The 19,428-nt window shown below is 63.2% G+C and carries 21 protein-coding genes; 11 read left to right on the plus strand and 10 right to left on the minus strand.

What is annotated here, in order from left to right; translation table 11 throughout:
- Positions 1 to 52: 52 nt before the first annotated feature.
- The gene (pbpG, locus tag J3B00_RS18685; protein WP_209870027.1) at positions 53 to 973 is read left to right on the plus strand and encodes a D-alanyl-D-alanine endopeptidase; all 921 of its coding nucleotides are present in this window, start codon (positions 53 to 55) and stop codon (positions 971 to 973) included.
- Between the two features lie 57 nt (positions 974 to 1,030).
- Here the strand turns inward: pbpG and J3B00_RS18690 are convergent, their stop codons facing one another.
- Positions 1,031 to 1,339 (minus strand): hypothetical protein, encoded by a 309-nt coding sequence (locus J3B00_RS18690; protein ID WP_245362860.1) that lies wholly within the window; start codon positions 1,337 to 1,339, stop codon positions 1,031 to 1,033.
- A gap of 323 nt (positions 1,340 to 1,662) precedes the next feature.
- Between J3B00_RS18690 and J3B00_RS18695 the strand changes: the two genes are divergently transcribed.
- The 9 genes from J3B00_RS18695 (at position 1,663) to J3B00_RS18735 (ending at position 9,269) form a co-directional block, all read left to right on the plus strand.
- Positions 1,663 to 2,991, plus strand: coding sequence for a SidA/IucD/PvdA family monooxygenase (locus tag J3B00_RS18695; protein WP_209870033.1), 1,329 nt, complete (start codon positions 1,663 to 1,665; stop codon positions 2,989 to 2,991).
- Between the two features lie 175 nt (positions 2,992 to 3,166).
- Positions 3,167 to 4,366 carry a PepSY domain-containing protein gene (locus tag J3B00_RS18700; RefSeq protein WP_209870036.1) on the plus strand — a complete coding sequence of 400 codons (1,200 nt, stop codon included), beginning with the start codon at positions 3,167 to 3,169 and terminating at the stop codon, positions 4,364 to 4,366.
- Positions 4,363 to 4,902 carry a thiamine pyrophosphate-binding protein gene (locus tag J3B00_RS18705; RefSeq protein WP_209870039.1) on the plus strand — a complete coding sequence of 180 codons (540 nt, stop codon included), beginning with the start codon at positions 4,363 to 4,365 and terminating at the stop codon, positions 4,900 to 4,902. The genes J3B00_RS18700 and J3B00_RS18705 overlap by 4 nt, the downstream gene beginning before the upstream one ends.
- Positions 4,899 to 5,219: a hypothetical protein gene (locus J3B00_RS18710; RefSeq protein ID WP_209870042.1), complete on the plus strand. Its 321-nt coding sequence runs from the start codon at positions 4,899 to 4,901 to the stop codon at positions 5,217 to 5,219. Before J3B00_RS18705 ends, J3B00_RS18710 begins: the two co-directional genes overlap by 4 nt.
- On the plus strand, positions 5,216 to 5,785 hold the full coding sequence (locus J3B00_RS18715; RefSeq protein WP_209870045.1) for a DUF6162 family protein: 570 nt from the start codon (positions 5,216 to 5,218) through the stop codon (positions 5,783 to 5,785). Before J3B00_RS18710 ends, J3B00_RS18715 begins: the two co-directional genes overlap by 4 nt.
- Before the next feature lie 16 nt (positions 5,786 to 5,801).
- Complete coding sequence (locus tag J3B00_RS18720) at positions 5,802 to 6,719, plus strand: metal ABC transporter substrate-binding protein (protein ID WP_209870048.1); 918 nt, start codon at positions 5,802 to 5,804, stop codon at positions 6,717 to 6,719.
- The gene (locus J3B00_RS18725) at positions 6,716 to 7,462 is read left to right on the plus strand and encodes a metal ABC transporter ATP-binding protein (RefSeq protein WP_209870051.1); all 747 of its coding nucleotides are present in this window, start codon (positions 6,716 to 6,718) and stop codon (positions 7,460 to 7,462) included. Before J3B00_RS18720 ends, J3B00_RS18725 begins: the two co-directional genes overlap by 4 nt.
- Positions 7,462 to 8,361 carry a metal ABC transporter permease gene (locus J3B00_RS18730; protein WP_209870054.1) on the plus strand — a complete coding sequence of 300 codons (900 nt, stop codon included), beginning with the start codon at positions 7,462 to 7,464 and terminating at the stop codon, positions 8,359 to 8,361. Before J3B00_RS18725 ends, J3B00_RS18730 begins: the two co-directional genes overlap by 1 nt.
- Positions 8,362 to 8,363: 2 nt before the next feature.
- A complete protein-coding gene (locus J3B00_RS18735; protein ID WP_209874988.1) occupies positions 8,364 to 9,269 on the plus strand; it encodes a zinc ABC transporter substrate-binding protein in 906 nt (301 codons plus the stop codon).
- 104 nt (positions 9,270 to 9,373) lie between these two features.
- Here the strand turns inward: J3B00_RS18735 and J3B00_RS18740 are convergent, their stop codons facing one another.
- From J3B00_RS18740 to J3B00_RS18750, 3 genes are all read right to left on the minus strand, one after another.
- Complete coding sequence (locus tag J3B00_RS18740; protein WP_348635985.1) at positions 9,374 to 10,456, minus strand: DUF1615 domain-containing protein; 1,083 nt, start codon at positions 10,454 to 10,456, stop codon at positions 9,374 to 9,376.
- A 134-nt stretch (positions 10,457 to 10,590) separates the two neighbouring features.
- Positions 10,591 to 11,310 (minus strand): alpha/beta fold hydrolase, encoded by a 720-nt coding sequence (locus tag J3B00_RS18745; RefSeq protein WP_209870057.1) that lies wholly within the window; start codon positions 11,308 to 11,310, stop codon positions 10,591 to 10,593.
- A gap of 10 nt (positions 11,311 to 11,320) precedes the next feature.
- Positions 11,321 to 11,542 (minus strand): MbtH family protein, encoded by a 222-nt coding sequence (locus tag J3B00_RS18750; protein ID WP_209870060.1) that lies wholly within the window; start codon positions 11,540 to 11,542, stop codon positions 11,321 to 11,323.
- 178 nt (positions 11,543 to 11,720) lie between these two features.
- On the opposite strand from J3B00_RS18750, the gene J3B00_RS18755 reads away from it, so the two are divergent.
- Positions 11,721 to 12,338 carry a LysE family transporter gene (locus J3B00_RS18755; RefSeq protein WP_209870062.1) on the plus strand — a complete coding sequence of 206 codons (618 nt, stop codon included), beginning with the start codon at positions 11,721 to 11,723 and terminating at the stop codon, positions 12,336 to 12,338.
- A 3-nt stretch (positions 12,339 to 12,341) separates the two neighbouring features.
- Here the strand turns inward: J3B00_RS18755 and J3B00_RS18760 are convergent, their stop codons facing one another.
- The 6 genes from J3B00_RS18760 to J3B00_RS18785 form a co-directional block, all read right to left on the minus strand.
- Positions 12,342 to 12,743: a hypothetical protein gene (locus tag J3B00_RS18760; RefSeq protein WP_209870065.1), complete on the minus strand. Its 402-nt coding sequence runs from the start codon at positions 12,741 to 12,743 to the stop codon at positions 12,342 to 12,344.
- A gap of 151 nt (positions 12,744 to 12,894) precedes the next feature.
- On the minus strand, positions 12,895 to 13,272 hold the full coding sequence (locus J3B00_RS18765) for a response regulator (protein ID WP_209870066.1): 378 nt from the start codon (positions 13,270 to 13,272) through the stop codon (positions 12,895 to 12,897).
- A gap of 44 nt (positions 13,273 to 13,316) precedes the next feature.
- Positions 13,317 to 14,543: a hybrid sensor histidine kinase/response regulator gene (locus tag J3B00_RS18770; RefSeq protein ID WP_209870068.1), complete on the minus strand. Its 1,227-nt coding sequence runs from the start codon at positions 14,541 to 14,543 to the stop codon at positions 13,317 to 13,319.
- Positions 14,537 to 15,112 carry a chemotaxis protein CheB gene (locus J3B00_RS18775; protein ID WP_209870070.1) on the minus strand — a complete coding sequence of 192 codons (576 nt, stop codon included), beginning with the start codon at positions 15,110 to 15,112 and terminating at the stop codon, positions 14,537 to 14,539. Before J3B00_RS18775 ends, J3B00_RS18770 begins: the two co-directional genes overlap by 7 nt.
- Entirely contained in the window at positions 15,109 to 15,930 is an 822-nt protein-coding gene (locus tag J3B00_RS18780) for a protein-glutamate O-methyltransferase CheR (RefSeq protein WP_209870072.1), read from the minus strand. Before J3B00_RS18780 ends, J3B00_RS18775 begins: the two co-directional genes overlap by 4 nt.
- Complete coding sequence (locus tag J3B00_RS18785) at positions 15,927 to 19,388, minus strand: response regulator (RefSeq protein ID WP_209870074.1); 3,462 nt, start codon at positions 19,386 to 19,388, stop codon at positions 15,927 to 15,929. Before J3B00_RS18785 ends, J3B00_RS18780 begins: the two co-directional genes overlap by 4 nt.
- Positions 19,389 to 19,428: the final 40 nt, after the last annotated feature.

A 19,428-nucleotide genomic window follows, 5' to 3' on the forward strand; every position in this document is an offset into this window, starting at 1 on the left:
GGGGAAAACCCTTGCACAGCCAACGACATACCAACTTTTAGTGAGCCTCAACGTGAAAACTTCCCTGTCCATCCTCAGCCTGCTGCTGTTGCTCACAGGAACCGCGACCCTCCCGTCGACCGCTGCTGCACAACCCCCGGCCCAGGCTCAACGCGACCCGTCCAAGCTACACCTGGCCTCCGGCAGCGCCCTGCTGATCGACCTGAACACCAACCAGGAGCTGTACTCAAGCCACGCCGATCGCGTGGTGCCCATCGCGTCGGTCACCAAACTGATGACGGCGATGGTGGTGCTGGACGCCAAGCTACCCATGAACGAAATGCTCACCATGACCATCGCCAACAATCCAGAGATGAAAGGCGTGTATTCGCGGGTGCGCCTGGGCAGCCAGCTGGATCGCAAGGAAACGCTGCTGATCACCCTGATGTCGTCGGAAAACCGCGCCGCCAATAGCCTGGCCAACCATTACCCCGGCGGTTATGGCGCGTTCATCAAGGCGATGAACGCCAAGGCGCGCAGCCTGGGCATGGCGCACACCCGCTACGTCGAGCCAACCGGCCTGTCGACCTTGAACGTATCCACCGCGCGCGACCTGGCCAAACTACTGATGGCTTCGCGCAAATACCCGTTGCTCAGCGATCTGTCGACCACCCGCGAGAAAACCGTGGCCTTCCGCAAGCCCAACTACACCCTGGGCTTTCGCAACACCGACCACCTGGTCAACAAAAGCAACTGGGACATCAAGCTGACCAAGACCGGCTTTACCAACGAAGCCGGGCATTGCCTGGTCTTGCTGACCAAGATGGATAACCGCCCGGTGGCCATGGTGATCCTCGACGCGTTCGGCAAATACACCCACTTCGCCGACGCCAGCCGCATGCGCCAGTGGCTGGAAACCGGCGCGGCCAAACCGGCACCGGCGGTAGCCATGCAGTACAAGGCCGAGCGTCGCACGCGTGTGGTCACTGACTGACAGCAGAGACCAGCACTGGCCATCGCCGCCCTGCCGGCGATGGCCAGCATCCAACAATCAGGCCTGGGTATTGACCATGCCACCGGCGCTGCTGCCGCCCGACTGGGTCAATGCCTCGAGCAATTGCGAAGTCGCCGAGAGAATCTCACCGTTGAGCGTGGCAATACTCGCCTGTTTGGCGGTAATCGCCGACAACTTGGCCTGATCGTCGGATTTATCCGCCATCATCTGCGCCAGTTGCTTTTGCTCCTCCGCCAATTGCTTCTGCAACTGCTTGATCATCTCGCGCAATTGCGTGATGGCCGCAGTCTCACTGCTCTCGCTGCTAGCCGAAGCCGCCTGGCCGCCACCTGTCGCTTTCGACATATCGACCTGATGAGTCGAGCCGGTCTGTTCGGACTTCTCGGCCGCCTGCTCCTGGGTAACTTGCGCCGCGCTTGCTGTATCGAGCGGCACTGCGCTGTTGATGGTAATGCCTGAAATCCCAACCATGTTGTCTACCTGCTGTGAGGTGGTCCTTGCGTTGACCGGGTTATCGGCCGACTGGCGCAACGCTTTAGCGCTCCGGCGCGCGCCGTTGCGGCTAGCGCGCTAAATTCCCTCAAAGCTGACTCGTTCCCAACTGTGTAAAGGCGCAGGAGCCGGAGCCCCGGCGGGCGTCCACATTCGAACTTAAGGGAAGCGCAGCCATGAGCCAGAACCCGGAAACAATCAAAGATCTGATCGGCGTGGGCTTCGGCCCCTCCAACCTGGCCTTGGCCATTGCCTTGGAAGAGCTTGCCCAAAGCAAAGGCCATGCGCTCGATGCGTTGTTCATCGACAAGCAACAGGATTACCGCTGGCACGGCGATACCCTGGCGACCCAGAGTGAGCTGCAGATCTCCTTCCTCAAGGACCTGGTGTCCCTGCGCAACCCCACCAGCCCCTACAGCTTCGTCAACTACCTGCACCAGAAGCAGCGCCTGGCCGACTTCATCAACCTGGGTACGTTCTACCCCTGCCGTCTGGAATACAACGACTACCTGCGCTGGGCCGCCGAGCATTTCGCCACCCAGGCCGTGTATGGCGAAGAGGTGCTGCGGATCGAACCCGAAGTGCACAGCGGCCGCGTCGAGCACCTGCGCCTGATCTCCCGTGACGCCCAAGGCCGGGAACACAGCCGACGCACCCGCTCGGTCGTGATCGGCAGCGGCGGCACACCGAAAATTCCTGAGAAGTTCACCGCCTTCAAGAACGACCCGCGGGTATTCCACCACTCCAGATACCTCAGCGGCCTGGCCAAACTGCCCTGCACCGAGGGCAAGCCGATGCGCATCGCGGTGATCGGTTCGGGGCAAAGCGCCGCCGAAGCCTTCATCGACCTCAACGACAGCTTCCCGTCGGTCAAGGTCGACATGATCCTGCGCGCCACCGCCCTGAAACCGGCCGACGACAGCCCGTTCGTCAACGAAATTTTTGCACCGGACTTCACCGACCTGGTGTTCAACGAACCGGCCGAGCAACGCAGCAAGCTGATCGGTGAATACCACAACACCAACTACTCGGTGGTCGACCTGGACCTGATCGATCGCATCTACGGCATCCTCTATCGGCAGAAGGTTGCCCATCAGTTCCGCCACAATGTGCTGTGCCGACGCGATGTAGAAGCGGTGGTGGCGACCCGCGATGGCCTCGAGCTGACCCTGCGCGATCTCGCCACCGGCCAGCAGCAGACCCATCGCTACGATGCGGTGATTCTCGCCACCGGCTATGAGCGCCGTTCCCACCGTGATCTGCTGGCACCCTTGCAGGGCTACCTGGATGACTTCAGCGCCGACCGCAACTATCGGGTACTGGCCAGCCCCGACCTGCAGGCGTCGGTCTACCTGCAAGGTTTCTGCGAAACCACTCACGGCCTGAGCGATACCTTGCTCTCGGTGCTGCCGGCGCGTGCCGCAGAAATCGGCCAAGCGCTGTACAACGACCTCGCTCGGCAACACGCCAGCCAGCCCGCACTGGCTGCCCTCAGCCGCGCCTGAACCCTCTGGCGCTGGGCCCGGAACCGGTACGGCGCCTGTAGACGCCTGCCGGTTTGTGTTTTCTGAAACATTTGCTTGCATATAAAAAGGCAGGATTTTCATTCTCATTCGTCCTTAATAATGCAGCCTTACCAGGTTGAGCTTGCGCTCGACCCTCATTTTCAGAAGATGACCGATGGCCCAAACAACGAAGAAGTCCAAGTCCAAGCTGTGGTTTCTGGTACACAGCTGGCTCGCCCTGCCGATCTGGTTCTTTGTCCTGATCGTCTGTTTCACCGGCATGCTCGCCGTGGTCAGCCAGGAGATCGTCTGGCTGGCCAACTCGGACGTGCGCGCCCAGCAACCAGACACGGGCGCCGAGCGCTTGAGTTTCCAGCAGATTCTGGACGCCATGAACAAGGCCGAGCCGGACCTGGTGGTGCGCAGCCTGTCGCAGCCAGACGGTTCGCACTTTGCCGTGACCGCCGGCGTCACCTACCCGGATGGCACCTCTCCGACCCTGTACGTGAACCCTTACACGGGGGTCATCCAGGGCAAGATGCCAGACTTCAACTTCGAAGCGTTTACCCGCGCCCTGCATGGCTGGTGGTTGGTGCCGTTTACCAACGGCTACAGCTGGGGCTGGTACCTGGTGTCGTTGCTCGGGCTGCCGATGCTGGCCTCGGTGATAACCGGACTGGTGGTCTACAAGAAGTTCTGGAAAGGCTTCTTCAAGCCAGTGCGCACCGGCCACGGCTCACGCATCTTCTGGGGTGACCTGCATCGCCTGGCCGGAGTCTGGTCGATCTGGTTCATCGTGGTCATTTCCATTACCGGGACCTGGTTCCTGATCCAGGCAATCCTTGGCGACAACCACATCACCATTTCCACCGAGCCGGTGGTGCCGGTGATCTCCCGCGAAGAGGTCCCGCAGACCGTCGATGGCAGCCCTGCGCCACGCATCAATCTGGATGAAGCGGCGCGCATTGCCACCGCAGCCATACCAGGCCTGGACATCTCCTTCGTCAGCCTGCCCAGTACCGCCTACAGCCATGTCGACATGGGTGGCCGCGGCTGGTATCCACTGATGTTCCAGACCGCCTCGGTCAACCCCTACACCAGCAATGTCGACAGTAAGTTCCTCCTCGAGGACCGCTCTGCGCTGGAGTTCGTCACCGAGTCCATGCGCCCACTGCACACCGGCGACTTCGGCGGGCTGGCGATCAAGTTGATCTGGTTCTTCTTCGGCCTGGTGCTCACCCTGATGGTACTCAGCGGCTTGCTGATCTGGACCAAACGTACCGCCCAGGCCACTGCTGCCGCCCTCAAACGCAGCGAACGCGCGCCCCGCACCAGCAAGGCCCGCAGTGAAACCCCCGTGGAGATTCAGCCATGAGCCAGGCCCGAGCCCTGCCCGCCAGCCCATTGAAGCAGTTCTGGCTGAAGTGGCGCTTTCACCTGAATATCCTGCTGATCCTGATTCCGCTCGGCTTCATGCCCAAGTACTTTGCCGACGCCGCGATGTTCCGCGGCGACAGCGGCCTGGGCTTCAATCAGGTCAGCGACATCCATGTCGGGCCGTACACGCTGGACCTGGCCGAGTTGCGCGAAGAAGCGCCCAAGGCCGATGGTCCGGCAGGCCACTTCAAGTTGTTCAACGCCGCGCTGTGCAAGACCTGCACCCAGGAAGTCAAGGCGGTGTACCTGCGCATCGGCAAACCGCGCAGCCTGCGTGCGGCGGGCACGATCTTCTTTGGCGCGCCGTACCGCATGATCACCTCGCTGCCGGTCTCGCCAAAAACCAAACCCGACGCCCAGATCTGGATCACCATCGAAGGCTGGGACGGCAGCATGCACCAGGCCTCGGTAGCCCTGGCCCAGGCATCGCCGGCCACCGCAGCCTGGCTCGAGAAACAAGGAGGCAAGAAATGAAATATCTGCTGCGCAGGCTTGCCCTGCCCCTGCTGACCCTGGCTGCCGGCCCGGCCCTGGCACACAACCCGATGTGCGAGTGCGAACCGCTGGGCGGCGACCAGATCAAATGCACTGGCGGTTTTTCCGATGGCAGCGGTGCACCGGGGGTAATCCTCGATGTGATCGGCTATGACGAACAAAAGCTGGTCGAAAGCAAGCTCGGCGAGGACTCGACCCTGACCTTCAAGCGCCCCGACGGTGAGTTCTATGTGCTGTTCGATGCCGGCCCAGGCCATGTGGTCGAAATTGACCATGCCGATATAGGCGAGCCATGAGCCGCGCCCACGTGATACGCCCGGCCGGTGCCGGGCACGAAACCCTCTATGTGCTGCTGGTCGCCCTGCTGATCCTCGCCGTCGCTGCCAGCGTGGTAATGCTGCGCGGTGAGCGCGAGGATGAAGTCAGCATCGCCAGTCACCAGATCGATGCCCGCCGCGATCTCAATGCCGCCGAGCAAGGCGTGTTCACTGACCTGTGGGTGGCCTTTGACGAGATCCAGATGCTCCGCGCAGAAGACAGCGTGACACCCGCGGTCGCCACCCTCGCCGAGGAAGGCCTGCCGCCTTTCGTCAGTGATGCGGCCAGCGCCAGCCGTGGCCGCCACCAATGGCAATGGCTGGAGGCTGGTGCCTACCTGGGCCGCAGCCAGGACGCGCAGGTGGCCGGCAGTTTCCTGCTGATCCTGCCAGAGCAGGCTGACGGCGCTGCTGACGTCTGGCTGCGCCGCGACAGCGCAGCAGTAACGCCAGACGCGCTCGATCAGCAGGCACTCGTCGCCGCCGGTTGGCAGCAGATCGTCAGCCACTACGACGCCGGCGTCACCCGCCAACACCGTCACTGAACCCAAGGACTGCCCAATGCTTCGCTCCGCCTTCGTCCGCCGCGTTCTCGCTCTGCTCATGGCCTGCGCCCTGCCGGCCCTTGCCCAGGCCGAAAACGGCAAGCCTCTGCGCATCGGCATCACCCTGCACCCCTACTACAGCTACGTGAGCAACATCGTTGGCGACAAGGCCGAAGTGGTGCCACTGATTCCGGCCGGCTTCAACCCGCACGCGTACGAGCCACGCGCCGAGGACATCAAGCGCATCGGCAGCCTGGATGTGATCGTGCTCAATGGCGTCGGCCACGACGATTTCGCCGACCGGATGATCGTCGCCAGCGAAAAGCCCGACATCAAGACCATCGAGGCCAACGCCAACGTTCCGCTGCTGGCCGCCACCGGCATCGCCGCGCGTGGCGCCGGCAAGGTGGTCAACCCGCACACCTTCCTGTCGATCAGCGCCACCATTGCCCAGGTCAACAACATTGCCCGCGAACTGGGCAAGCTCGACCCGGACAACGCCAAGTTCTATACGCAGAACGCCCGCGCTTACGCCAAGCGCCTGCGCAAGCTGCGCGCCGATGCCCTGGCCAAGGTCACCGAGGCACCCAATGCCGAGTTTCGCGTGGCGACCATTCACGCCGCCTACGACTACCTGGTGCGCGACTTCGGCCTGGAAGTCACTGCGGTGGTCGAGCCGGCCCACGGTATCGAACCGAGCCCGGCGCAGCTGAAGAAAACCATCGACCAGCTGAAGGCGCTGGACGTCAAGGTGATCTTCTCCGAGATGGACTTCCCTTCGGCCTATGTCGAAACCATCCAGCGTGAGTCCGGCGTGCACATCTATCCGCTGACGCACATCTCCTACGGCGAATACACCACGGAGAAGTACGAGGTGGAGATGAAGCGCAACCTCGACACGGTGGTCAAGGCGATTCAGGAGAACCGTGCATGACTGCGGCGGCCAACCTCATCACGGCGCACGGCCCGCGGATCGAGTTCGCCGGCATCGACCTGACCCTGGGCCGCACGCGGATCCTTGAGCAGGTCGCGTTCAGTGTCGCGCCCGGCAGCGTGCACGCCATCGTCGGCCCGAATGGCGGCGGCAAGAGTTCGCTGATCAAGACCCTGCTCGGGCAGATGCCGCATCAGGGCCAATTGACCCTGCACTGGCCAAGCGAGCGCGAAGTGATCGGCTATGTGCCGCAGGCGCTGGAGTTCGACCGCGGCCTGCCAATGACCGTGGACGATTTCATGGCTGCCATGTGCCAGCGCCGGCCAGCGTTTCTCGGCCTGTCGCGGCGCGTACAGCCCGCCATCGACGCAGCCCTGGCACGGGTCGGCATGCTCGACAAGCGCAAGCGGCGGATGGGCGCACTGTCCGGCGGCGAGCGCCAGCGCGTGCTCCTCGCCCAAGGGCTGATCCCTGAACCGCAACTGCTGGTGCTCGACGAACCGATGTCGGCCCTCGACGAAGCGGGCATTCGGGTGTTCGAGCAACTGCTGCATGGCTGGCGCCAGGCCGGTACCACCGTGCTGTGGATCGAGCACGACCTGGAAGCGGTGCTGCGCATGGCCGACCGCGTCACCGGACTGAGCCGCAAGGTGCTGTTCGATGCCCCGCCGGCGCAAGCCCTGACCCCGGAGCGCCTGCTTGGGCTGTTCTCCGTCCATCCCCGCAGCGAGAGCCTCGCCTGATGAGCTTTGAAGCATTCCGCCAACTGGTCCAGGAATGGGCCAGCGCTGGCTACCTGCCGGAGGCCCTGGCCTATGGCTTCGTGATCAACGCGCTGATTGCCGGTCTGATGATCGGCCCGGTGCTCGGCGGCCTCGGCACCTTGGTGGTGGTCAAACGCTTTGCCTTCTTCTCCGAGGCCGTCGGCCACGCCGCGCTGACCGGGGTGGCCATCGGCATCCTGCTCGGCGAGCCCTACACCGGGCCGTATGGCAGCCTGTTTGGCTACTGCCTGCTGTTCGGCATTTTGCTGAACTTCCTGCGTAACCGCACCGGGCTGTCGCCAGACACCCTGATCGGGGTATTTCTCTCGGTGTCGCTGGCGCTGGGGGCGAGCCTGCTGCTGATGCTGGCCGGCAAGATCAACGTGCACATCCTCGAGAACGTGCTGTTCGGCTCGGTGCTGACGGTCAGTGCCCAGGATCTGGTAGTGCTGGGCATCGTCGCGGTGCTGGTGCTGGCCTTGGCCCTGCCGCTGTACAACCGGATCATCCTGGCCAGCTTCAACCCGCAACTGGCAGCGGTACGCGGCGTGGCGGTAAAAACCCTGGATTACCTGTTCGTGGTCCTGGTGACGTTGGTCACCGTGGCGTCGGTCAAGGTCATCGGGGCGATTCTGGTCGGTGCGCTGCTGGTGATTCCGGCTGCTGCCGCGCGCCTGGTCAGCCAGTCCCTGAAAGGGTTCTTCTTCGTGTCGGTGCTGATCGCCACCCTGAGCACCTTGTGCGGGATCCTGCTGCCGATCGTCTTCGACCTGCCGGTGCCATCCGGCGCCGCAATCATCCTGGTTGCCGGTATCTGCTTCGCCCTCGCCGCCCTGGCCCGCGCCCTCGTCCCTCGCCTGCAAGGAAACCCGGCATGACTCTGAACCTCAAGCACCTGACCCTGGCCGTGGCCTTGGCCGGCCTGCCCGCCATGCTCGTGGCAGCCCCGAGCAGCGCACGCACGCCGCAGGCCGATGCGACGGCTGTGCTGACCACCTTGCCAGTCACCCACAGCTTGGCCGTGGCCCTGCTCGAAGGCACCTCGGTGCAGCTCAAGCGGGCTGCGCCGGCCAACCTGCCGGCCAGCCGCCAACCGTCGTATTTCAGTGGTCGTGGGGGCGCCAGCCTGGAGAAAGCGGCGGTTCAGGCCGACGCGGTGATCGGCTTGCGCTCGATCTGGCGGGATGACCCGCTCTACCCGATGGCGCGGCGCAGCAATATCCGCATCGTCGAGATCGACGCTGCACGGCCGGTAGACGGTGCGCTGCCGGGGATCGCGGTGCAGGGCGATGAGGCCTTTGCCGGTTATCCATGGCTCAACCCAACCAATTTGGGGCGCATGGCCGATGTCATGGCCAATGACCTGGAACGCCTGTCGCCGGCCGACAAGGACAAGATCCAGGCCAACCTGGCCGGGCTCAAGCGGCAGATGCTGGAGCTGATTTCCAGCAGCCAGACGCGCCTGGCCGAGGTCGACAACCTGAGTGTGGTGAGCCTGTCGGAGCGCCTGGGGTATCTGGCCAGTGGCCTGAACCTGGATGTGGTGGATCAGCCGCTGCCGGCCGATGACAAGTGGGATAGCGCAGCGCTCAAGGCCCTGGGTGACAACCTCAAGGCGCAGGATGTGGCGCTGGTGGTGCACCACCGCGAGCCGACGCCGGAGGTGGCGGCGGTGATCAAGGCATCCGGGGCCAGGTTGCTGGTGGTCGACAGTGATGCGGAAGATACCGTCGCTGGGCTGAAGGCCAGTGTCGAGCAGGTGATCGGGGCGTTGCAGCAGGGTTGAGGCCTGTGTTGTTGGTGATGGCCTCTTCGCGGGGCAAGCCCGCTCCTACAGGTTCGGTGGAAATCCTGTAGGAGCGGGCTTGCCCCGCGAAGAGGCCCGCCCGATCAGCGCTTCATGCAGCGCTGATAACGCTCATCCACCCGCCCGGCAAACCATGCGGTGGTCAGCTTGCGGGTAATCTTCGGGCTCTTCAGCTCGATCCCCGGTAACACCGCACGCGCCAGCGCCTTGCCGGCTTTCGCATCCGCCAAGGCAAACACCCCGCTGTACAGCTCGGTATCCTCGAATTCGAGGCTGTCGCCTTTGTCCAGCTGGCTACGGATCTGGGTATTACGCAGCCCCAGCTTCACCCCCAATTTGCGCGCCGCCTGTTCAGTGGTGCCGGGCATGATCGCCCCCAGTGCAACCAGGTCGCCATCCAGCGCCAGGCTGACCCCCGTCGCCCGGCTCAAGGCTGCCTGGAAGGCAGCATTGCGGCTGGCGTACCAGCCGGCATTGAAGTCGGCAAAGCGATACAGCTGCCGCTCGTAGTGGGTCGGGTAGCCCAGCAGGTGGGCAATGCCGAAGTACATACCACCGCGCCGGCTGAACACCTCCTGGCGAATCGTCCCCTGATACACGTAGGGATAATCCTTGGCATGCCGCTCGGCAAAGTCAATGCTGACCTGCATCGGCCCGCCTGTGTGCACCGGGTTCAACCCACCGAGCAAGGTCTTGCCAAGGGGCAGCCCGGCAATAAAGTCATCGAACAGGCCACTCAGCTGTTTCTCACTGCGCACCGCCAGCAAGCGCTGCTGGTAAGTCTTGCCGTTGCCCGAGGGCGTTTTCAGGGCACCGTCCACCAGCAGCTTGGGGATGTGCAAGCGCGCCGCGCGGCGGTCGATTTCTGCTCTGGCTATGCGCCCCAGGTTGGCTACTTGCGGGTCGGCAGTGAAGGTCGACTCCTGCTCGGTCACCGCCAGCACCGCACACAGGTTGCTCTTGCTCGGGGCAATACCCTGGGCCTCGAACGCGACCTGGATATCCTCGGCCCAGCCCTGGCGGTCCTTGGCCTGCGCAGGCAGCAGGCGCAGCAACTGCGCACGGACCTTGGCCGGGTCAGCCTCCGGCGCCTCCTCGCGGCGCCCGGCGCAGCCCTGCAGCAAGGCCAACAGCAGCAGCCCGGTGGTGGCCAGCCGCACGTTCAGGGCTGGCCACCGACCAGGTAGATCTTGCTGATAGAGCGGAACACAGGTGAGGCGGCCTTGTGGGGCTCGATGAGCATTGTTCATCCCTTGCGTGGGCAAAGCTCAAGCCTCTCGCAAGCAAGGGAGGACGTCAATCAGGCGGACAGTCGATGCGGCTCAAGGGCATTGATCAGCACCCCCAGCACACGGTCCTCGTGCTCATGGATGAAGAAGTGCCCGCCAGGGAACATCTTCAGGGAAAACTCACCCAGGGTTTGCTTGCCCCAGGCCAGCAGTTGATCTTCGCTGGCGCGGTCATCCTCGCCTCCCAGCACGTGCAGCGGGCAAGCCAACGGCGCACGCTGGCGATAGGCGTAGCGACCGCACAGGAGGAAATCGGCGCGCAGGATCGGCAAGGTCAGGCTCATCAGTTCATCATTGGCCAGCACCTCTTCCGGCGTCCCTTGCAGGTTACGCAGCTCGTCGATCAACTCGGCATCACTTTTCGGCTCGCGCCAGTTGTTGCCGTCGTAGTCTTCGCGTCGGGTCGGCGCCGCGGTACCGCAGGCAATCAATGCCAGCGGCGGCGGGCAGCCCAGCGCCTGCAGCTCATGGGCCAACTCGAACGCCAGCAACGCGCCCAGGCTATGCCCGAGCAGCACGTAGGGCGCGCTGGCGGCCAAGCGCTGCTCGCTGGCGAGCTGGCGGGCCAGGGCCTGCATATCGGTGTGCAGCGTTTCACCCAGGCGCGCACCGCGCCCGGGCAATTCGACGGGGCGCACCTGCAGCCAGGCTGGCAGCTTGCGCCGCCAGCGGCTGTAGACCATGGCACTGGCACCGGAGTACGGCAGGCACAACAGGTTCACTGCACTCACCGGCGATGCCTCACTGGGCCACGGCTTCTGCCATCTTCTGGCGCAGGCTGAGTGGGCGCATGTCGGTCCAGACCTCGTCGATGTAGGCGAGGCAGTCCTTTTTCAGGCCGCTCTTGCCCACCGCGCGCCAACCGTTGGGGATCGCCTTATAGTCGGGCCAGATGGAATACTGCTCTTCGTGGTTGACCACTACCTGGAACACGATGTCGTCGCGGTCGAAAACGGAAGTCATTGCCTGTCTCCTTGAATGATGAAGGCAGATACGCGCGATGCGCAGGGCTGCTCTCCTTAAACGTAGGAAGCTGCAAAAAAATTAATCGGCCAAGAGCTTCAAGCACTGCTTTGCAAGCGCAGCAGAAGCTGGCATATATCGACTCACCCCATCCAATGCCCTGACTGGAGATTGACCGATGCTTGGCGTGACCGACTACGGCGCTTTCGTGATTGCCTTCCTGATCCTGCTGGCGATCCCCGGCCCGGGCAACTTTGCCCTGATCACTGCCACCGGCAAGGGCGGTATCAAGGGCGGCCTGGCGGCGACCTGCGGGGTGATCCTCGGTGATCAGGTATTGATGTGGCTGGCGGTGGCCGGCGTCGCCACGCTGCTCGCAGCTTATCCGGCAGCGTTTCACGTGGTGCAGTGGGCCGGCGCGGCCTATCTGGCCTGGCTGGGCTTGCGCATGGTACTGAGCAAGCCGGGCAAGGCGCCGCAGGCAGGCCGCATGGACAATGGCCAGTACCTGCGCCAGACCATGATGATCACCCTGCTCAACCCCAAGGCAATCATGTTCTACATGGCCTTCTTCCCGTTGTTCGTCGACCCGGTACGCCATCAGGGCATGCTGACCTTCGGCTTCATGGCGGTGACGATAGCTGCGCTGACCTTGCTCTATGGCCTGGTGGCGGTGGTGATGACCCATCTCCTGGCTGAGCGGATGCGCGCCAGCCCGAAGATGTCCAACCTGCTGGAGCGGTTGGCCGGGGCGTGCCTGGTCGGCTTCGGGATCAAGCTGGCGGCGATGCGCTGAGGCTCAGGCGTCGCGCAGCAAGTCGTGGGCGTCGAGCAGGCGGAAGGCTACGTGCGGGTTGCGCTCAAGGCCCCGGCGAATGGCCGCGGGGATCGCCTGGCGGGTCTTGCGACAGAGGCCGGGCTGTTCGGCCAGTTCGATGAGGATACCGCGCATGGTACGCACTTCGTTGAAGCTGGGGGTGATCTGCACACGGATGCCGAGTTGCTCGTACATCAGCTGCTGCAGACGCTCGAGGTCTTCCAGGCCGCTGAGGTTTTCCAGCCGCTCGAGCAGGCGTTTTTCTTCCTGACGGGTCAGGCGCAGGATGCGCTGGGCAGCCGCAGGTGATGCGTGCAGGTGTTCGCGCCCGCAATTGCAGGCGCCGGGAGGGCACGGTTGGCGCTGGCGTTCGGTGCTGGTCATGGACCTAGCATAGCCTCTGGCGAATCGCGGGTGGCCGGTCCGGCCTCTTCGCGGGGCAAGCCCGCTCCTACAGGTTTTGAGTCAGCCGCCAATCCTGTGATCGACGCAGACCCTGTAGGAGCGGGCTTGCCCCGCGAAGGGGGCGACCGCTTCAGCGCAACAGCAGCTGGATCTGCTCATGCAGTGTATCCAGGTCAAACGGCTTGGCCAGGATCGGCGCCTTGAGCGCAATCGGGCTGCCCGACTCGAGAATTTCCGCCGGATAACCACTGATGAAGATCACCTTCAGGTCCGGTCGCAACTTCACCGCAGGCTCGGCAATCTGCACCCCGGAAATGCCGCCTGGCAAGCGGTAGTCAGTGACGATCAGATCCAGGTGCGGCTTGCTCGCCAGGATCTCGAACGCCTGCTCACCGTCTTCGGCCACCAGCACGTGGTAACCCTCGCCCGAAAGATAATCCCGCAGGATCATTCGAATCGCCGGTTCATCCTCGACGATCAGTACCACATCTTGTGCATCTTCGCTCATGACAACGCCTTGAAATTCAACAGGTTGGCCATCTGACCCCAGGCTTACGCAGAGGTTGCCCTCGCCTGGTCGGTTTGTGCTGACAATGTCTCGAGCGGTAGCAACACGCTGAACGTAGCGCCCCTGCCCTCCTCGCTGTCGAGCTGAATACGCCCGCCGTGGGCGTGCACGATCTCCTCGGAGATATACAGCCCCAGGCCCAGGCCACCACTGGCCTGGTGCGCAGCGACCCGCTCGAACTGCTGGAAAATCCGCTGTTGGTTGGCTGCGCTGACGCCAATACCCTGGTCCTGGACTTGCACGCAGGCCATGTCGCCGTCGGCAAATACCCTCACCCGCACCGGTCGTCGCTCACCGTATCGCAACGCATTGGACAACAGGTTGGCCACCACCTGTTCAATCCGAAATTCATCCCATTCGCCAGCCAGCGACTCGCAGCGCTCCAGCTCGATATACGTTTCCAGCGCCGTGGCTTGCGCGACGAAGTTTTCCACCAGGCCGCGCACCAGTTGAGCCAGGTCGAAGCGCTTGGGCCGCAGTGACAACTTGCCGGTGCGGATACGGGATACGTCGAGCATGTCCTCGATCAGACGGATCAGGCTGTTGATCTGGCGTTCGTCGCGCTCGACCATGGCCTGCAGCTTGTCGGCACTGAACGCCTCCAGGTTGCCTCGGGCCAGGTGCATCTTGCGCAACTGGGTTTCCAGGATCAGGCCATTGAGCGGGGTGCGCACTTCATGGGAAACGATCGACATGAAGTCGTCACGCATGCGCACCGCCCGCTCCAGCTCGCCACGCGCCACCTGCAACTGGCCGAGCAGCAGTTCCTGCTCCTGGCGGCTGCGCTCCAGCGCCTGCAGTTGGCGGTCGAGAACCTTGCGCTGGCGGTAGAGATCGACGAACACCGAGACCTTGCTCTTCACCGCGAGGGTGTCCAGCGGCTTGTGCAGAAAGTCCACCGCACCGCTCTCATACCCTTTGAACGCGTAGTTCATCTCGCGCCCGGCGGCGCTGACGAAGACGATGGGAATGTGCTTGGTCTTTTCCGTGCCGCGCATCAGTTCGGCCAGCTCGAAGCCATTCATGCCGGGCATCTGCACATCGAGAATGGCCAGGGCGAACTCGTGCTCGAGCAGCAGTGACAACGCCTGCTCGGCAGATTGTGCCTGGTGTACTTCGCGGTCTTCGCCGTGAATCAGGGCATCGAGGGCCAGCAGATTCTCCGGCAGATCGTCGACGATCAGCAGTTTGGCGATGATTTGGCTTAGCATGCGCTGGGTTCCAGGGTTGCGAGCAAGTGCCCGATACCGCTCAGAGAAAGTATGTGGTCAGGGCTGTGCAAGGCCAGTGCGGCCTCTGGCATCAGCGCGACCTGTGCGTCTTGGGGGTCCTGGACCACGGTCCGGCCTCCGCATTGTTTTATGTAGGCAAGGCCTTGGGCGCCGTCTTCGTTGGCACCGGTCAGCAGCACGCCAAGCAAGCCCACGCGATAGGCGTCGGCCGCAGAGGTAAACAGGAAATCTATCGCCGGCCGGGAAAAATGCAACGGCGCTTCCTGGCTCAGGGAGAGCCTGAAGTCATGCTCAACCGACAGGTGATAGCCGGGACCCGCCACATAGATCAGCCCGGGCTCGATCATGGCCTTGTCAGCGGCCTCGCGCACCGGCCGGCCGATCTTGCGCTGGAGCACTTCGGCCAGCTGGCTGCGGCGATCATCGGGCAAGTGCAGCACGCACAGCACCGGGATGGCAAAATGCTGCGGCAAGCTGCCAAGCACCGTGAACAGCGCCGCGACGCCGCCCGCTGAGGCGCCGATGACCACCGCCTCGACGCCGTTCATGATTTGCGGTAGATCCGTTCGGGCTTGACCAGCGGCTCGAAGCGCTCGCTGTAAGCCGAGAAGTCTACCGACTCCTTGCTGCCCAGCACCAGGAAACCCCGATGGCAAAGCGACTCGTGGAACAGCCCGAGGGCGCGGTCTTGCAAGTCTTTGTTGAAATAGATCAGCACATTGCGGCACGACACCAGTTGGGTCTCGGAAAACACGCTGTCAGTGGCCAGGCTGTGGTCGGCGAAGGTCACGTTGTCACGCAGGCTGCTGTCCATGATGGCGTTGCCATAGGCGGCCGTGTAGTACTCACTGAAGTCCCGGCGGCCACCGGCCTTGCGGTAGTTCTCGGCATAAGCGTGCATGTTCTGCATCGAATAGATGCCTTGCTTGGCCTTTTCCAGCGAGCGCGGGTTGATGTCGGTGGCATACAGAATGGTGCGTTCCAGCAGCCCCTCCTCACGCAACAGGATAGCCATGGAATAGACCTCCTCGCCGGTACTGCAGCCGGCGATCCAGATCTTGATCGAGGGCCAGGTGCGCAGCAGCGGCACCACCTCCTCGCGCAATGCGAGGAAGTGCCCAGGGTCGCGAAACATCTCGCTGACCGGAATGGTCAGAAACTGCAGCAACTGCATGAACATGCCCGGGTCGTGCAGCACCCGCTCCTGCAGCGCCGATACCGTGCGGCATTCGAACTGGCCCACGGCATGGAGGATCCGCCGCTTGATCGAAGCGCCGGAGTAATTGCGAAAATCGTAGCTGTACTTGAGGTAGATCGCCTCGATCAGTAGCCGGATCTCGATGTCGGTGTTGCGCTCGCTAGTCAAATTCGCTCCAGTTGCGGCAGCCAGACGCGGATCAACGAGAACAGTCGGTCCAGGTCGATCGGTTTGGCCAGGTAGTCATTGGCGCCAGCCTGCAGGCATCGCTGCTGGTCATCCTTCATCGCCTTGGCGGTCACGGCGATGATCGGCAATTTGCGCCAGCGCGGCTGCTTGCGGATCAACCGGGTGGCTTCGTAGCCATCCATTTCCGGCATCATCACGTCCATCAGCACCAGGTCGATGTCGTCATGCTGCTCAAGCTGCTCGAGCGCCTCGCGGCCGTTGCGGCCGATCTCGACGATGGCCCCCTTGTGCTCGAGGGCGCTGGTCAGGGCGAAGATATTACGCACATCATCGTCCACCAGGAGAATCTTGCGTCCCTCGAAGACTTTGTCGCGGCTGCGCGCGGTCTTGAGCATGCGCTGGCGTTCGTTGGACAACTGCGACTCGACCTTGTGCAGGAACAGCGTTACTTCGTCCAGCAGGCGCTCCGGCGAACGGGCGCCCTTGATGATGATCGAGCGCGAGTACTTGAGCAGGTCGGTCTCTTCTTCGCGGGTCAGGTTGCGCCCGGTGTAGACGATCACTGGCGGGAACGCGCGGATATCCTCGGCGGTCATCCGTTTGAGCAGCTCGTTACCGAGCATGTCCGGCAGCTTGAGGTCGATGATCATGCAGTCGTAGATGTTCTCGCGCAACAGTTCGAGGGCGTCCTGGGCCATGGCCACGGCGGTGATCTCGATGTCGTCGTCACCGATCAGGCGGGCGATGCTCTCGCGCTGCAGATCGTCGTCCTCTACCAGCAAGATGTGCTTGAGCTTCTGCGTGAGCTTGGCTTCCAGGCGGGCGAAGACTTCCTTGAGCTCGTCGCGGCTGGTCGGCTTGACCGCATAGCCGACAGCGCCCATGTGCATGGCGGCCTCGACGCGGTCCTCGACCGAGATGATGTGCACCGGGATATGGCGAGTGCTGGCTTGCTCCTTGAGACGTTGCAACACGGTCAGGCCGGAGTGGTCGGGCAGGCGCATGTCCAACAGGATCGCATCGGGCAGGTACTGCGCGGCGAGCTGGAAGCCCTCGTCAGCGCCCTGCGCGGCCAGGCAGCTGTAGCCCAGCTCGTGGGCCAGGTCGAAGAGGATCCGGGCAAAGTTCGGCTCGTCTTCGATCACCAGAATGCAGCGGTTGCTGAACGGCGCCAGGTCACGGTCATCGGCAAACGGATGCCGTGGTAGCGGCGCAGGAGCGGCAATCTGCGGCACCGGTGGCATCTGATCGACGGCAGGACGCAACGTGTGCACCTCGACCGGCTCCTCGTCCGACTCATAGCGCTCCGGCAGGATCAGGCTGAACACACTGCCCTGGCCAGGGCTGCTGTCGACACTGATCTGGCCGCCGAGCAGATGCGCCAGGTCACGCGAGATCGACAAGCCGAGGCCGGTACCGCCGTAGCGGCGGTTGCTGGTGCCATCGACCTGGTGGAAGGCACCGAAAATAGCTTGCTGCTGGTCTGCAGCAATGCCGATGCCGCTGTCGCGCACCGCAAACACGATGCCCAGCCCGGCCTGTTGGCTGATGGTCATGCTGACTTGGCCGTGCTCGGTAAACTTGATGGCGTTGGACAACAGGTTCTTGAGGATCTGCTCCAGGCGCTGGCGGTCGGTGAACAGGGTTGCCGGCAGCGGTCGCTCCAGTTGCACCTGGAAGGTCAGGCCCTTGTCCGCGGCCAGTGGCTGGAACATCCCGCGCAGCCCCTCGACCAGACGCTCGACCTGGGTCGTCTCGGGACGGACCTCAAGCTTGCCGGCCTCGACCTTGGCAATATCGAGAATGTCGTTGATCAGGTTGAGCAGATCGTTACCGGCCGAATAGATCGAGTCGGCAAACTTCACCTGTTCTTTGCTGAGGTTGCCGTCGGCGTTTTCCGCGAGCAGCTTGGCCAGGATCAGCGAACTGTTGAGCGGCGTGCGCAGCTCGTGCGACATGTTGGCGAGAAACTCGGACTTGTACGTGCTCGAGCGCTGCAGGTCTTCGGCGCGGGCCTGCAGCTCTTGCTGGGCCTGGTTCAGTTCGCTGTTCTTGCGATCAAGCGCATCGGTACGCTCGGACAACTGCTCGTTGGTCTGTTCCAGTTCTGCTTGCTGGGTCTCCAGGTGCGCCTGCGACTCCTTGAGCACGCGTGACTGTTCTTCCAGCTCTTCGTTGGCGGTCTTGAGCTCTTCCTGCTGTACCTGCAGCTCTTCGTTGAGCTGCTGGGTTTCAGCCAGCACTTCTTGCAGGCGCTGGCGGTAGCGGGCGCTTTCGATCGACATGCCGAGGTTTTCCGCGACTCGCTCGAGTATCTCCTGGTCACGCTCACTCAGTGGCCGCAGGAAACCCAGCTCAAGTACGCCGTTGACCTGGCCATCGTCGCGGGTCGGCATCAGCATCGCGCTGCGCGGCAGGCCGCTGCCAAGCCCCGAGCTCAGGCGGAAGTAATCTTCAGGCAGCTGATCCAGGCGCACCAACCGCGCCTGGCGGACGGCCTCGGCCAGCAAGCCGTCATGGGCGGCAAGCGCCTGCGTGCGCGCTTGTTCATCGGCACTCAGGCCATAGCTGGCAACGCGGACCAGGCCGCCGTGCTCATCGCGCACATACACCGCACCAACGACGCTGCCCAGGTAGGTCGCGAAGAAGCGCAGGATATTGTCGCCGAGCATGGGCAAGGTCAGTTGGCCCAGCACTTGCTCGGCCAGCTGCGTCTGGCCGTTGCGCAGCCACGCGTTGTGCTCAAGGCGCTCGGTAGCGCGCTGCTGGGCGTGCAGGTTGCCTACGTAGCTGTCCGACAGCGCCAGCAGGTCACGGCGGCCGAGGTAGGCCAGCAAACCACTGAGGGCGACTATAAACAGCACGAAGGCAGTCATCGCGGTCAGCGTGACGGAGCTGACGGTTTCATTGCGTGCTTGACGCAGTTGCTGCTCGGTCGCAATAAAACCGTCGAATTCCTTGCGGACTTCGTCGGTGATGCGCTTGCCTCGGCCATTGCCAATCGCCGTCTGATAGCCAGCCTGCTCACGGCGCAGGTTGATCATCTCTTGGCCGAAGTCGTTCCACGCGTGCTGCAGGGCGATCAGACGATTGACCCGGTCGACCTGCGCCGGGTTGTCCGCGACCAGTTCGCGCAGGCTGTCGAGGCTGCTGAAGATCCGCGGCTTGGCCACCTCGTAGGGGTCGAGGAAGCGCTCATCGCCGGTGATCAGGAACCCGCGCATGCCGGTTTCCATGTCGATCGACAGCTTGACCGTTTCATTGGCATTGCCGATCACCCGATCGGTGTGCTCGACCCACTGCATGGCCGAGAGCAGGTAGTTGATCACCGCGACAAAAGCCACGGCGCCTAACAGGCCCACCCCAAGAGGCAAGCCGATGTTGCGGCTCAACAGCTTGCGAAAGCTTTGCTGGTCCATCGAGGCTGCTTGAATCATCTGATAACGCCCGAGCGAAAAAAGTCCGTTGAATACCGAT

The organism is Pseudomonas sp. BP8 (genome assembly GCF_017875955.1).
Classification (GTDB): Bacteria; Pseudomonadota; Gammaproteobacteria; order Pseudomonadales; family Pseudomonadaceae; genus Aquipseudomonas.